Annotated in this window: 9 protein-coding genes; 3 read left to right on the forward strand and 6 right to left on the reverse strand. The window is 75.3% G+C overall.

The features are described from left to right. Window positions 1-177: 177 nt before the first annotated feature. Window positions 178-2,199: an ATP-dependent DNA helicase UvrD2 gene (locus tag AB0N29_RS17960; protein ID WP_302267591.1), complete on the reverse strand. Its 2,022-nt coding sequence runs from the start codon at window positions 2,197-2,199 to the stop codon at window positions 178-180. 77 nt (window positions 2,200-2,276) lie between these two features. Between AB0N29_RS17960 and AB0N29_RS17965 the strand changes: the two genes are divergently transcribed. After that, complete coding sequence (locus AB0N29_RS17965; protein ID WP_302267592.1) at window positions 2,277-2,528, forward strand: mycoredoxin; 252 nt, start codon at window positions 2,277-2,279, stop codon at window positions 2,526-2,528. 18 nt (window positions 2,529-2,546) lie between these two features. Here AB0N29_RS17965 and nudC read toward each other — a convergent pair whose 3' ends face one another. Further along, complete coding sequence (gene nudC, locus AB0N29_RS17970) at window positions 2,547-3,479, reverse strand: NAD(+) diphosphatase (RefSeq protein WP_302267594.1); 933 nt, start codon at window positions 3,477-3,479, stop codon at window positions 2,547-2,549. A 114-nt stretch (window positions 3,480-3,593) separates the two neighbouring features. Between nudC and AB0N29_RS17975 the strand changes: the two genes are divergently transcribed. Then, window positions 3,594-4,658, forward strand: a complete 1,065-nt coding sequence (locus tag AB0N29_RS17975) for an NAD(P)-binding domain-containing protein (protein ID WP_364868806.1) — start codon at window positions 3,594-3,596, stop codon at window positions 4,656-4,658. Here AB0N29_RS17975 and AB0N29_RS17980 read toward each other — a convergent pair. Continuing rightward, window positions 4,628-7,918 carry an ATP-dependent DNA helicase gene (locus AB0N29_RS17980; RefSeq protein WP_302267597.1) on the reverse strand — a complete coding sequence of 1,097 codons (3,291 nt, stop codon included), beginning with the start codon at window positions 7,916-7,918 and terminating at the stop codon, window positions 4,628-4,630. The two genes, AB0N29_RS17975 and AB0N29_RS17980, sit on opposite strands and share 31 nt — an antisense overlap. After that, window positions 7,915-11,160 carry an ATP-dependent DNA helicase gene (locus tag AB0N29_RS17985; protein ID WP_364868809.1) on the reverse strand — a complete coding sequence of 1,082 codons (3,246 nt, stop codon included), beginning with the start codon at window positions 11,158-11,160 and terminating at the stop codon, window positions 7,915-7,917. Before AB0N29_RS17985 ends, AB0N29_RS17980 begins: the two co-directional genes overlap by 4 nt. Before the next feature lie 126 nt (window positions 11,161-11,286). Here AB0N29_RS17985 and AB0N29_RS17990 point away from each other — a divergent pair, with 126 nt between their 5' ends. After that, entirely contained in the window at window positions 11,287-11,877 is a 591-nt protein-coding gene (locus AB0N29_RS17990) for a DJ-1/PfpI family protein (RefSeq protein ID WP_364868811.1), read from the forward strand. On the opposite strand, the gene AB0N29_RS17995 is transcribed toward AB0N29_RS17990, so the two are convergent. Together AB0N29_RS17995 and AB0N29_RS18000 are read right to left on the reverse strand one after the other, a co-directional pair. Further along, window positions 11,874-13,403, reverse strand: a complete 1,530-nt coding sequence (locus AB0N29_RS17995) for a potassium/proton antiporter (protein ID WP_364868814.1) — start codon at window positions 13,401-13,403, stop codon at window positions 11,874-11,876. The genes AB0N29_RS17990 and AB0N29_RS17995 overlap by 4 nt on opposite strands. Next, complete coding sequence (locus AB0N29_RS18000) at window positions 13,390-13,872, reverse strand: hypothetical protein (RefSeq protein ID WP_364868816.1); 483 nt, start codon at window positions 13,870-13,872, stop codon at window positions 13,390-13,392. Before AB0N29_RS18000 ends, AB0N29_RS17995 begins: the two co-directional genes overlap by 14 nt. Window positions 13,873-13,924 lie beyond the last annotated feature (52 nt).

The following is a 13,924-nucleotide window of genomic DNA, read 5'->3' on the forward strand; positions in this document are numbered from 1 at the left end:
TGCGCGTTGACTGGTGACAGGAAGTTAGCGCCCCCGCTCGGTAAGGGGCAAACCATTTACTGGTCATTTCGCCGATTTCTTTTTCAAGGGCCTGCGGGCGGGCCCGCCGAGCGCCCGGACCGGCCGCCCGCGGTCCTCCGTCGCGACCGGCCCCGACCCGTGCTGACCTGCGAGAACTCAGCCGACGAGGCCGAGGACGTCCTCGCCGTACTTCTCGACCTTGGAGCGGCCTATACCAGCGATGCGCAGCATCGCCTCGGGCGTGCGCGGCTTGTGCTCGGCGATCAGCTGCAGGGTGGCGTCGGTGAAGACGACGAACGCAGGCACCGACTCGGTGTCGGCGCGCTCCTTGCGCCAGGTGCGCAGCCGCTCGAACAGCTCCTCGTCGTACGACGCGGGGCAGTCGTGGCAGCGGCCGCGCTTCTTCTCGACGGCGCTGGTCAGCGGCTTGCCGCACTCCCGGCACCCGGCGACCTTGCGACGCCGCGGCTGGTCCTGCGCCCGGGTCTCCTCGGGCAGCAGCGGGTCGAGGAACCGCGAGGGACGGCGCGACGCCCGGCCACCGGGGTTCCGGGCGGCCGCCCACGACAGCGCGAGGTCGAGCCGCGCGCGGGTCATGCCGACGTAGAGGAGGCGACGCTCCTCCTCCACCGCCGCGGGGGTGTCGGCGTAGGTGATCGGGAGCGTGCCGTCCTGGAGGCCGCAGAGGAACACCGAGTCCCACTCCAGGCCCTTGGCGGCGTGGAACGTCGCGAGCGTGACCCCGTCGGCGACGGGCGCGTGCTGCTCGGAGGCGCGGCGGTCGAGGTCGGCGACGAACGCCTCGAGGTCTCCCCCACCGCCCTCGAACTCGGTCGCCTGGTCGACCAGCGCCTGCCAGGACTCCCACCGGTCCCGGGTCTGGCCGCGGGCGCTGGGCGCCTCGGACGTCCAGCCCATGCCGGCCAGCGTGGCGGTCACGGTGTCGACGACGCCGACGCCCTCGCCGGACCGGGCGGCGCCACGGATACGGGTGACCGCCTCGCGGACCTCGGGCCGGTCGAAGAACCGCGCCGCGCCGCGGACGACGTACGGGATCCGGCGCGCCGACAGCGCCTCCTCGAAGGCCTCGGACTGGGCGTTGATGCGGAACAGGATCGCCACCTCGCCGAGCGGCCGGCCGGCGTCGCGGAGCTTGAGGATCCGGGCGGCGACGTCCTCGGCCTCGGCGACCTCGTCGGGCCGGGCGGAGTAGGTCACCGGAGGGCCGGACGGACGCTGGGCGCGCAGGTCGACGCCCTGGCTGGTGGTCCCGGCGAGCAGGGTGTTGGCGGCGTCGACGACCTGCGGGGTCGAGCGGTAGTTGCGGACCAGCTCCACCGAGGTGGTGCCGGCGTAGCGCTTCGGGAAGTCGCGCAGGTAGTCGGCGTTGGCGCCGGCGAAGGAGTAGATCGTCTGCGCCGGGTCGCCGACGACGCAGAGCTCGTCGCGCCCACCCAGCCACAGGTCGAGCAGGGCCGACTGGAGCGGGGAGACGTCCTGGAACTCGTCGACGACGAACCACTTGTACTGCCGGCGCACCTGCGCCGCGACGCGCTCGTCCTCGGCGAGCATGCCGGCGGTGAGCAGCAGCACGTCCTCCATGTCCATCCGGCCGGACTCGCGCTTGGCGTCCTCGTAGCTGCCGAACAGCCGCCCGACGGTGTCGTGGTCGAGGTTGGTCACGCTGCGGCCGCGGGCCGCCGCGACCCGGGCGTAGTCGTCGGGGTGGACGTTGCTGACCTTCGCCCACTCGACCTCGGAGGCCAGGTCGCGCAGGAGTGCCTGGTCGGCCGAGATCCGCTGCCGGCGGGCGGCGCTGGCCAGCAGGCCGATCTTGGACTCGATCAGCTGGGGCAGCTCGGTGCCGTGGACGTGCGGCCAGAAGTAGCGCAGCTGGCGCAGCGCGGCGGAGTGGAACGTGCGCGCCTGCACGCCGCCGGCGCCCAGAGTGCGCAGCCGGCCGCGCATCTCGCCGGCCGCGCGGGTGGTGAACGTGACCGCGAGGACCTCGGTCGGGGCGTAGGTGCCGGTCGCCACGCCGTACGCGATGCGGTGGGTGATCGCCCGGGTCTTGCCCGTGCCCGCACCGGCCAGCACCCGCACCGGCCCGCGGAGCGCCTCGGCGACCCGGCGCTGCTCCGGGTCGAGGGCGGTGAGCAGGTCGTCGGGGCGGGACATGCGGGGAACAACTCCTGGGGACCGGTGGTTGGATCGGTGACGGTTCCAGACCCTAGACGCCGGAGGCGACAGTCCAGATGAGCGGCCAGTTCACGATGTACACGACCCCGTGGTGCGGCTACTGCCACCGGCTGAAGAGCCAGCTCGACCGTGAGGGGATCGCCTACGACGTCGTCGACATCGAGCAGGTGCCCGAGGCCGCCCAGCTCGTCGAGTCCGCCAACAACGGCAACCAGACCGTCCCCACCCTCGTGTACTCCGACGGGACCGCGCAGACCAACCCCTCGCTGGCCCAGGTCAAGGAGAAGCTGGCGGCGCTGGCCTCCTGAGCCGGCGCCCGCGCCCGGTCACCACTGACCGGGCAGCGGGCCGCCGTACCAGTGCTCGACGAGCGAGCGGCTGATGGAGACGCCTCCGGGCAGCACGAGCCGGCCGGACTCGGCCTGCTCTCGCATCTCGGCGCGGGTGAACCAGCGGGCGTCCTCGATCTCGTCCTCGTCGACGGTGATGTCGGTGGAGGTCGCGCGGGCGACGAAGCCGAGCATCAGGCTCGCCGGCAGCGGCCAGGGCTGGTTGCCGAAGTACTCCACCTCGCCGACCACCACCCCGGTCTCCTCAGCGACCTCGCGACGTACGGCGTCCTCGAGCGTCTCGCCCGGCTCGCAGAAGCCCGCGAGCGTCGAGAAGCGCCCCTCCGGCCAGATCGCCTGCCGGCCGAGCAGGCAGCGTTCGTCCTCCGCCCCGGGCTCCCCCGAGGCCACCACCATGATCACCGCCGGGTCCGTGCGCGGGAACTGCGCCTTGCCGCACTGTGTGCAGACCAGCTCGTGCCCGGAGGCGCGCGCCTCGAGCGTCCCTCCGCAGCGCGGGCAGTAGCGCGTCACGAACAGCCACTCGGCCAGGCCGAGCGCGTGGAAGACCAGCGGCGCGGCCGCCAGGTTGTCGTCCGACAGCGTGGGCAGGAGGCCCCGGAGCGGCAGCCAGTCGCCGCCCGCCTTGGCGACCTCGGGACCGGTGACCACCGCGAACCAGGCGCGGCCGTCGCGCTCCCCCAGCAGGACGCGCAGCCCCTCCGGCGCCTGCGACGGCGCCACCCACTCCACGGCCCCGTCGCGCGGACGGATGCGCGTGCCGGAGACGACCAGCACGCGGCTCTCCTCGTCGGCCCACCGCTGCGCCAGCCAGGCGTCGTCCTTGCGCCGCAGCGCAGCGCGGTCGTGGGCCTCCTGGGCCATCCGGAGGTGCGGCGGGAGCGGGGCGGTGCGGTCGGACGAGGTCACGTCCGGAGGCTAGACGCGGCCTCCTGAGCCGGACCGGCCGGTGCGCCCCGCGGCCGCGCCGACCACCCGCGACGGGACGCGGACTATCCCGGGCCGGTGCCGCGTTGTGCCGGCGTGAGGACGTACGACGCGGTGGTGGTCGGGGCCGGGCAGGCCGGCCTGTCCGCGTCGTACCACCTGCGCCGGCTGGGGCTCGACCACGTCGTCCTCGACGCGGACGCCACCGCGGGCGGTGCCTGGCAGCACCGCTGGGACTCCCTGACGATGCACGACGTCCACGGCGTCGCGGCGCTGCCCGACTCGGCCGCTCCCGCCGGCGACGCCGGCCGCGCCAACGTCGTGGTGCCGGCGTACTTCGCCGCCTACGAGCGCGAGCACGACCTCCCCGTGCTGCGGCCGGTGGCCGTGGAGACGGTCGAGGACGGGCCCGACGACCTGCTGGTCGTGCGGGCCGGGGCCCGGTCCTGGACGGCCCGCACGCTCGTCAACGCCACCGGCACCTGGCGCCGGCCGTTCGTGCCGCGGTACCCCGGCACGGAGACGTTCCGCGGCGAGCAGTGGCACACGGTCGCCTTCCCCGGCCCCGAGCACTTCCGCGGTCGCCGGGTGGTGGTCGTCGGTGGCGGCGCCTCGGCGGTCCAGCACCTCGGCGAGCTTGCGCCCGTCACCGACACCTTCTGGGTGACGCGCCGGGAGCCGGTGTGGCGCAGCGACGACTTCACCCCCGACCGTGGACGCGAGGCCGTCGCGCTGGTCGAGGAGCGGGTACGCCGCGGGCTGCCGCCGGCCAGCGTGGTCAGCGTGACCGGGCTGGCGCTGCGGCCCCAGGAGCAGGAGGCGGCCCGGCTGGGCGCCTACGAGCGGCACCCGATGTTCCTCGCCGTCGAGCCCGACGGCGTGCGGATGCCGGACGGCACCCTCGAGCCGGCCGACGCGATCCTGTGGGCCACCGGCTTCCGGCCGGCCGTCGCCCACCTCGCGCCGCTCCACCTGCGCTCGGAGCTCGGCGGCATCCGCCTGGACGGCACCACCGCCGTGGCCGACCAGCGGGTGCAGCTGGTCGGCTACGGGCCGTCGGCGAGCACCATCGGTGCCAACCGGGCCGGCCGCGTGGCCGCCCGCTCGGTGCAGCGGTACCTCACCTCCGCTCAGAGCCGCAGCAGCGCCGCCAGCTCCTGACGGTCCGGCAGCCCGGCCGGCTCGACGACGCGGCCGCTGCGCACGAAGTAGAAGGCAGCCCGCACCCGCTCGACCGGGAGGTCGTGCAGCTCGGCCCACGCCTGGCGGTATATCGCGAGCTGGAGCGGGTCGGCCTCGCCGGAGCGGCCGGTCTTCCAGTCCACGACGAGGTAGCCCTCCCCCTCCTCGGTGTCCTCGCGGTAGACGGCGTCGATGCGGCCCCGGACCACCTGTCCCTCGACGACCAGCGCGAAGGACGGCTCGACCGCGTGCGGGACCCGCTCCGCGAAGGGGCCCTCCTCGAAGCGCGCGACCAGCTCCTGCAGGTCCGCGTCGTCGTCGATGTCGAGGTCGGCACGGCCCGGCAGCTCGTCGGGGTCGAGGAGCAGCTGCTGGCCGAACCGGGTCTCCACCCAGGCGTGGAACCGGGTGCCGAAGCGCGCCGCCGACGACGGTCGTCGCGGCATCGGCCGGGCCAGGTCGCGGGCCAGCTCCTCGGGGTCGTCCCGGAGCCGGGCCAGCGAGGTCGCCGAGAGGCTGCTGGGCAGCTCGACCTCGACGTGGGGTGAGCGGTCCCGCCGGGCCTCCTCGAGCAGGCGGGCGATCTCGTCGTCCCACTGCTGGACGCGCTCGAGCTCCAGGACGTCCTCGATCCGGTCGTCGAAGCCGCCCTCCAGCTCGGCCGGGGTCACCGGGTCAGCCTCCCGCACCCGGCGCGCCGCCTCGATCCGCCGCTCGACCTCGGCGGTGCGGTGCGAGATGGGCCACGGCAGGTCGGGCGAGGCGTCGGCGTAGGGGTTGGTCTCGCCCTTCGCGACGCAGTCGGCCCACCGGTCCGGCTCGGCGCCCCAGGTCGCCATGGCCTCACGGGTGGCGCAGAGGTACGCCGAGGGCCCGAGGCCGCTCTTGAGGTGCGGCGCCCAGCGCCAGGCCGAGACCCACATCTGGTGACGGGCGCGGGTCCAGGCGACGTACCCGAGCCGGAGCTCCTCGAGCGCCTCGTGGGCCTTGACCGCCTCGCCCAGCGCCTTGATGTCCTCGGGGCCGTGGCCGGCCAGCTGCGGCAGGTCGCGGGCGTCGCCGCGCAGCGCGGTCGGCATCACGAACGGCACGGTCAGCCAGCTCGACCGGGTCCGGTTGGTCGGGAACTTCCGCTCCGTCACCCCGACGAGGAACACCGCGTCCCACTCCAGGCCCTTGGCGCGGTGCACCGTCAGCAGCTTGACCGAGTCGGCCTCCGACGGTGTCGCCACGTCGAGGCCCTGGCCGAACTCGTCCTCCGCCTCGAGCCACGCGAGCAGTGCCGGCAGCGTGACCTGGCCGTCGACGGCCTGGAACTCCGCCACCGCCTGGACGAACAGGTCGAGGTTGTCGCGGCGCGCGGCGGCGGCGGGGCTGACCGAGGAGGCCAGCTCGACGTCGATGCCGGTCGTGTCGACGATGCGTCGCACCAGGTCGAGGATCGGCTCGCCGAGCGCTCCGCGGAGCCGGCGCAGCTCGGTGGCGAGCAGCGCGAACCGCTCGCGCGCCTCGGGTGAGTACTCCAGGTCGCCCGGGTCCTCCAGCGCGTCGCACAGGGAGGCGATCTCGGTGGGGTCGGCGCCCTCGACGGCGGCGGCCAGCTGCTCGCGGACGTCGGTGAACGTCGCCCCGCCCGAGGTGTCGCCGGCGAGCTCCCGGGCCCGCCGGCCGAGCAGCGCGAGGTCGCGCGGCCCGATCGCCCAGCGCGGCCCCGCCAGGAGGGTCAGCAGCGCGGCGTTGGCCGTCACGTCCTGGACCAGGGTCAGCGTCGCGACCACCTCCGAGACCTCGGGCAGGCGGAGCAGGCCCTTGAGACCCACGATCTCGACCGGGACCTCCCGCTCGCTCAGCGCGTCGAAGACGGCTGCGGCGTGGGCGTTGTCGCGGGTGAGGACCCCGATCTCCTTCCAGCACGGACCGTCGGTGGTCGCCGACAGCGCGGCGTGGGTCTCGAGCACCCGGTCCCCCAGCCAGGCCAGCTCGTCGTCCCACGTCTCGTGCACGACCGCTCGGACCTCGCCCGGGTCGGCGCCCGGCTTGGCCTCGAGCGGCAGCAGGTCGGGCCGGCTGGCGTACAGCTCCTCGGCCAGGTGGTTGGCGGTGGCGAGGATGCGGGCGTCGGAGCGGCGGTTGACCGTGAGCGGGTACGTCGTGCCGGGGGCGCCGTCCGCCGTCGGGAACTCGCGGGTGAACTCCAGGATGTTCGAGACCGACGCGCCGCGCCACCCGTAGATCGCCTGGTTCGGGTCGCCGACCGCCATCACCGGGTGGCCGCGACCGGCCCCCGGCTCGGGCCCGGAGAAGAGCCGGCGCAGCATCAGCGCCTGGGCGACCGAGGTGTCCTGGTACTCGTCGAGCAGGACGATCCGGTACTTCGCCCGCTCGGCCTCCCCCACCTCCGGCCGCTCCTCGGCCAGCCGGGCGGCCAGGGCGATCTGGTCGGAGAAGTCCATCAGCCCGTGGTGCCGCTTGAGGGCGCGGTAGGCCTCGACCAGCCCGAGGAGCTCGGCCCGCTTGTCGATCGCGGCGACGGCCTTCTCGTTCAGCGCGCGGTAGGTCTTGCGGTGCTCGGTGGCCATGCCGTCGACCAGCAGCGGGCGCAGCCGCTCGTCGTGGGCCCGGACGTCCGCGGGGCCCACGAGGTGCTCGCTCATCTCCGCGTCGAGCGCGAGGAGGTACTGGACGACGTGGCGCGGGGAGTCGGTCAGCTGCTCGACCGGAGCCGCGTACCGCTGCACGGCGCGGGCCGCCAGCTGGAAGCGGCTGGCGTCGGCGACAAGACGGGTGTCGGGCTCGTGGCCGATGCGCAGCCCGTGCTCGGAGAGCAGCGCCGAGGCGTAGGAGTGGTACGTCGCGACGGTCGGCTCCTCGACCTCCTGCTCCTCCCCGTCCGGCCCGGGGGCGCGGGTGCCGCGCTCGGGCAGGAGGCCGGCCTGGCGCAGGCTCTCGCGGATCCGCGTCTGCAGCTCGGCGGTCGCCTTGGTGGTGAACGTGAGGCCGAGGATCTCGCCGGGCGCCACGCGGCCGGTGGCCACCAGCCAGACGACCCGGGCTGCCATCACCGTCGTCTTGCCGGACCCCGCACCCGCGATCACGACGGCCGGCTCCAAGGGAGCGGTGACCGCGGCGAACTGCTGGTCGCTGAAGGTCCAGTCGACACCCATCAGCTCGCGCAGCTGCTCCGGCGTCGAGATCTCGCGGGCCGGCACCGCGGTCCGGTCGGGCATGGTCGAGGTCATGAGAGCACCGTCCCTGAGGCCTTGGTGGGGCAGATCGCCTGGAAGGCGCAGCGGTCGCAGTGCGAACCCGGCCGCGCCACGAACTCCTCGGCGCGCAGGGCGGCCGCGGCGGCCGCCAGCTGCTGCTCGACCAAGCGGGGCCCGTCGTCCGCGGCGGGCGGCTGGTGCTGCACCTTGGGCAGCACCTCACCGAGCCGGAGCTGGACGAGCTCGGCCCCGCCGGAGACGCCCGGCCCCTCCATGCCCGCCTCGCGCAGGTGCTCGTCCGCGGCGCCGTGGTCGACGGCGAGCTGGTAGAGGCCCAGCTGGGAGTGGCGCTGGACCTCCGGCCCGGTCGGGGCGTACTTGCCGGTCTTGAGGTCCACGACCACGACCCGGCCGTCCTCGTCGAGCTCCAGGCGGTCGGCGTACCCGTGCAGCCGGACGACCTGGCCGTCGGGGAGCTGGACCTCGGCGCGGATCTTCGGCTCCACGGCGAGCACGGTCCGGGCGCCGGGCCGTCGGTGCCAAGTGAGGAAGCGTTCCAGTGCTGCGGCCACGGCCTCCCGCTCGCGGGCACGTGACCACGGGGTCCGGAACTCCATCCGTCCCCAGACCTCGTCGACCAGCGGCATCAGGTCCCGCTCGACGTCGACCTCGTCGATGCCCTCGCCCGAGGCGGCGCCGAGCGAGCCGTTCGCGAGCCGCTCGGCGACCGCGTGGACGACCTTGCCGAAGCCCTGGCCGCTCGAGCTGACGACCTCGCCGCCGGCCTCGCGCTGGAGGAACCACTGGGCCGGGCACGTGAGCAGGCCGTCGAGAGCGCTGGCGGAGAGGGTGAGCGGCTCCTCGCCGGGACGGATCGGGCGCTCGGAGCGGCTGGGCGCCCGCAGCCCCCACCAGGTCGCGGGGTCCGCCTGCGGCGCGACGGGGCGTCCGTGCACGTCGAGCTCGGAGAGCGCGCGCAGCCGGCGCGCCGCTGCGCGGCGCAGCGGCTCGGGCTCGCCGGGGTCGGCGAGCGTGCGGCGCAGCTCCGAGACCAACCCGGCCATCGAGAGCGGCCGGCGGGGCCGGCCGATGCGGTGCACCGGCTCGCGGCCGAGCTCGGAGAGGAACCGCGAGGGCTGCTCGCCCTCGTCGTCGGGCGACTTCACGGCGGTCACGACGAGCCGCTGCTTGGCGCGGGTGGCCGCGACGTAGAACAGCCGGCGCTCCTCGGCCAGCATCGCCCCGCGGGTGAGCGGCGGGAGCAGCCCGTCGCGGCCGATCCGGTCGGCCTGCAGCAGCGAGTCGCGTCGGCGCAGGTCGGGCCAGGCGCCCTCCTGCACGTGCGCGACCACGACCAGGCGCCACTCCAGGCCCTTCGAGCGGTGCGCGGTGAGCAGCCGCACCGCCTCGCCCCGGACGCCGCGGTCGGCGAGGGTGTCGGCGGGGATCTCCTGGGCACGCAGCGTCTCCAGGAAGCTGCGGACGCTGCGGTGGCCCTGCTGCTCCTCGGTCCGGGCGGCGACCTCGAACAGCGCGCAGAGCGCGTCGAGGTCGCGGTGGGCCAGCCGGGCGGCCTGTCCGCCGCCGGCCGTGCCCTGGCGCAGCCGCCGGCCCCAGTCGGTGCCGTCCCAGAGCAGCCAGAGCACCTCCTCGGCGGTCGCCCCGTCGGCGAGCGCCTCCCGGGCAAGCGCCAGCAGGTCGGCCAGCCGCAGCGCCCGGCGCGCCGGCTCCCCGTCGATGCCGGCGAGGACGCCGGGGTCGAGCACCGCGCTGCGGACGAGCTCCCGCGCCGGGGACCCCGGCGCGGCGGCGCGCAGGGCGCGGGTCAGCGAGCGCACGTCGGTCGCGTCGAGACCGCCGAGCGGGGAGGTCAGCAGCGCCTCGGCGCGGTCGGCGCCGACGTGGTCCTCGTCGGCGGGGTCCTCGACCCCGGCGTCGACGACCACCGCGAGCGCCGAGAGCAGCGGCAGCACGGCCGGCTCCCGGACCAGCGGCGTCTCGTCGGCGGCCACCTCCACCGGCACCCCGGCGGCCGCGAGCGACCGGCGCAGCCCGGGGATCGAGGCGCGGCCCGAGCGCACCAGCACGGCCATCTCCGACCACGGCACGCCGTCCTCGAGGTGGGCGCGGCGCAACAGGTCGGCGGTGTGCTCGGTCTCGGCGCGGTGGGTGTCGAAGGTCAGCACCTCGACGCTGCCCGGCCCGTGGGCGTTGTCGGCGGGAACCGGGTTGCGGAACGCGGCGTGCTGCTCGACCGGGATGGAGCCGGTCACGCCGATCGACGCGGCGATCGAGCGGGAGGCGCGCAGCAGCCGGGAGCCGAAGCGGCGGGTGGTGCCGAGCGCGACCACCGGCGCCGGGTCCCCGCCCAGGGTCGGGAACTCCCGGGGGAAGTCGAGGATCCCGCGGACGTCCGCGCCGCGGAAGCCGTAGATCGACTGGTCGGGGTCCCCCACGACCGTGAGGTCGCGTCCGTCGCCGGCGATGGCGCGCAGCAGCGCGACCTGGCTGGGGTCGGTGTCCTGGTACTCGTCGACGAACACGTAGCGCAGCTGGGCGCGCAGCTCGTCGCGGTGCACCTGTGCCTCGATCACGGCCCGTGCCACCAGGTCGGGGTAGTCGATCGCGGACTGGTCGCCCAGGACGTCGAGGTACTGCTCGAGGAACAGCCCGGCCGCCTCCAGCTCCGGCACCCGCTCCGCGCGCCCCAGGGCGGCGAGGTCGACGGGGTCCAGGCCCCGCTCGCGTGCGCGGGACAGCACGGCGTGCACCTCGCGGGCGAACCCGCGGGTGCCGACGGCGGCCTTGAGGTGGTCGGGCCAGCGCACCGACTCCGGGGCGTCGGTCAGCAGCTCCTGCAGCACGACGTCCTGCTCGGGCGCCGACAGCAGCCGCAGCGGAGCGGCGTACAGCTCCGCGGGCGCGTAGCGGCGCACCAGCGCGTAGGCGAAGGAGTGGAACGTCGAGGACAGCCCGGTCGCCATCGTGCGGCCCAGCCGCGCGGTGACCCGGTCGCGCAGCTGCTCGGCGGCCTTGCGCGAGAAGGTCAGCGCGAGCACCTCGTCGGGCCGCGCACCCTCCTCGACACGGCGCACGATCGCCTCGACGAGCGTCGTGGTCTTGCCCGTCCCCGGGCCGGCCAGCACGAGCAGCGGCCCACCGGCGTGGTCGACGACGCGCTGCTGGTGCTCGTCGAGGACCGGGACCGCACCCGCCACCGGACGGCGCGCGAGGCGGTACGTCGTGCCCGGCGTCCTCGCAGCGGTGGTGGTCATGGACCCATCACAACATCGAGCACCGACAGCGCGGGGACGGACACCGGATCCGGCACGGGAAGACGCGCAAGACCAGGGTCGGACGTCACGCGGCGCCGGCCGGCCGGTGCTGCCAGGATGTGGCCCGTGAGCCCGCGGACCGTCGCCATCCTCGCCTTCGACGACATGGAGGTGCTCGACTACGCCGGCCCCTACGAGGTGTTCAACGTGGCCGGCGAGCTCGGCGCCGGGACCCCGTTCGAGGTGCGGTCGGTCGGCCTGACCGGCGCGCCGGTCGTCGGCCGCGGCGGGTTCACCGTCCTGCCGACGCATGCGCTCGAGGAGTGCCCGCCGCCGGACGTCCTCGTGGTCCCGGGCGGGGCCGGGGTCCGCCCGCTGCTCGAGGACGAGCGCCTGCTCGCCTGGCTGCGCGAGCGCGCGGCCGAGGTCGAGCTGCTGATGTCGGTCTGCACCGGTTCGCTGCTGCTGGCCCGTGCCGGGCTGCTCGCGCGCCGGCGCGCGACGACGCACCACACGGCGTTCGACGAGCTGGCCGCGCTGGACCCGACCCTGACGGTCGAGCGGGGCCAGCGCTTCGTCCGCAGCGCCGAGCGGCTGTGGACCTCCGCCGGCGTCTCCGCGGGGGTCGACCTCGCGCTCAAGGCGGTCGACGAGCTGGCCGGCACGGCGACCAAGGACGTCACCGTGGCCGAGATGGAGTGGATGTGGCGGTCCTAGCGGCCTGACCGGGCGCCGGTGCCTGCCCCCGCGCCGGCGGGCAGCGCGGCGTACCAGCCGGCGAGGCGCCCGTCCTGGCTCACCATCCGCAGCCGCTCCTCGATGTCGGGGACGTGGGCGCGGTCGGTCGCCAGCAGGGCGTGGTCGCCGGCGCGCAGCGCGGTCGACGGCGAGGGCACGAACAGCCGCCCGTCGCGCATCAGCAGGGTCACGACCGCACCGGCCGGAAGCCGCAGCTCGGCGACCTCGACCCCCGCCAGCCGGGACTCCGGCGCGACAGTGAACTGCAGGAGGGTGGCGTCGAGGGCCTCCAGCGGCGCCGACTCCAGCTCGACGGCGCGGGGGTTCTCCGCCGCCGTGGCCCCGGTCCGGCGGGCGACCCACGGCAGGGTCGGCCCCTGGACCAGGGTGAAGACCACGACCAGCAGGAACACCACGTCGAAGATCCGCTCCGCCCCCGGCAGGCCGACGCTCATCGGGATCGTGGCCAGCACGATCGGCACGGCTCCGCGCAGGCCCGCCCAGCTGATGAATACCTGGTCGCGGGGCGGCACCCGGAACGGCGTGAGGCAGGCCAGCACCGACAGCGGCCGGGCCACGAGCGTGAGCGCCGCGCCCACCACGATCGCGGTGGGGAGCGCCTCGAGCAGCCGGCCGGGGCTGGCGAGGAGCCCCAGCAGCACGAACAGCCCGATCTGGGCCAGCCAGGCCATGCCCTCCACGAAGCTGCCGGTGGTGGTCCGGTGCGGCAGCTCGGAGTTCCCCAGCACCAGCCCGGCGACGTAGATCGCCATGATCGGGCTCGCGCCGAGCAGGCCGGAGGCCGCGAAGGCGAGGAACGCGATCGCGAGGGTGGCCAGCGGGTAGAGGCCGCTCGCCGGCAACGCGCTGCGGGCCAGCAGCCAGACGCCCGCGAGCGCGACGCCCACCCCGACCAGGATGCCGACGACGAGCTGGTAGCCGATCTGCCCGGCGATCGAGAGGGCGCCCGCGCTCTCCCAGGCATCGCTGGTGACGACCGTGACCAGGATGATCACGGGCGGGTCGTTGAACCCCGACTCCGCCTCCACCAGGGACCGGAGCCGACCGCGCACCGGCATCGACCGCAGCACCGAGAAGACCGCGGCCGCGTCGGTCGAGGACGCGACCGCGCCCAGCACGATCGCCGTGCGCAGGTCGACGTCGAGGACCAGGAGCACCAGCCCGCTGGTCACCGTCACGCTGATGAGGACGCCGACGGTGGCCAGCACGGCCGCCATCGGCGCGACCGGCCGCACCGTGGACCAGCGGGTCGTGAACCCGCCGTCGGCGAGGATCACCGCGAGCGCGACGTTCCCGAGGAGCTGGGTCAGCTCCGCGTCCTCGAACCGCAGCCCCGACCCCGACTCCCCCAGCGCGAGCCCGATGCCGAGGTAGAGCAGGAGGCTGGGCAGCCCGGCGCGCGTCGCCACCCGGACCGCGGCCGCGGCGGCCAGCACGACCAGCGCGCCGATGCCGAGGACGAGGTTCAGGTCATCGGGACCCACGCGCGTGCCCCCGCCCCAGGACGGCGTCCACCTCCACCAGCTCGACCCCGGCGGGCAGCACCGCCGGGAGGCCCTCGACCTCGTCGAGCAGGACCGCGACGTCCCGCGCGCCCACCGCGGCCACGACCCGCTGCTCGACGTACCGCTCGGCCGCGGCGACGGGGTCGACGTACGCCGTGCCGATCAGCGGGGCAGCCAGCCGGGTCCGCAGCTCGGCGAGGACGCGTACGTCGGTCCCGTCGCGGGTGGTGCCGCGCGCGAGGAGCGGCAGCACCACCTCACCCGTCGGCCAGCCGCGCACCTCCTCGAGCACCGGCACGTGCGGCACCGGCCCGCGGTCGCCGACCCGCACGACGCGCCCGCGCCGCAGCACCGCGACGCCCCGGCCGGCGCCCGCCCAGGCGAGGGTCGCCCAGCCGACCAGGCCGACCACGGCCAGGGCGAGGACGAGGCCGACGGGAGTGGTCACGCCTCCAGCGTGACCGGCACGAGGCCCGGACCGAATGGGTGCTGCCACCCAT

It is taken from the genome of Nocardioides sp. NPDC092400 (assembly GCF_040684155.1).
In the GTDB taxonomy this organism is placed as follows: Bacteria; Actinomycetota; Actinomycetes; order Propionibacteriales; family Nocardioidaceae; genus Nocardioides.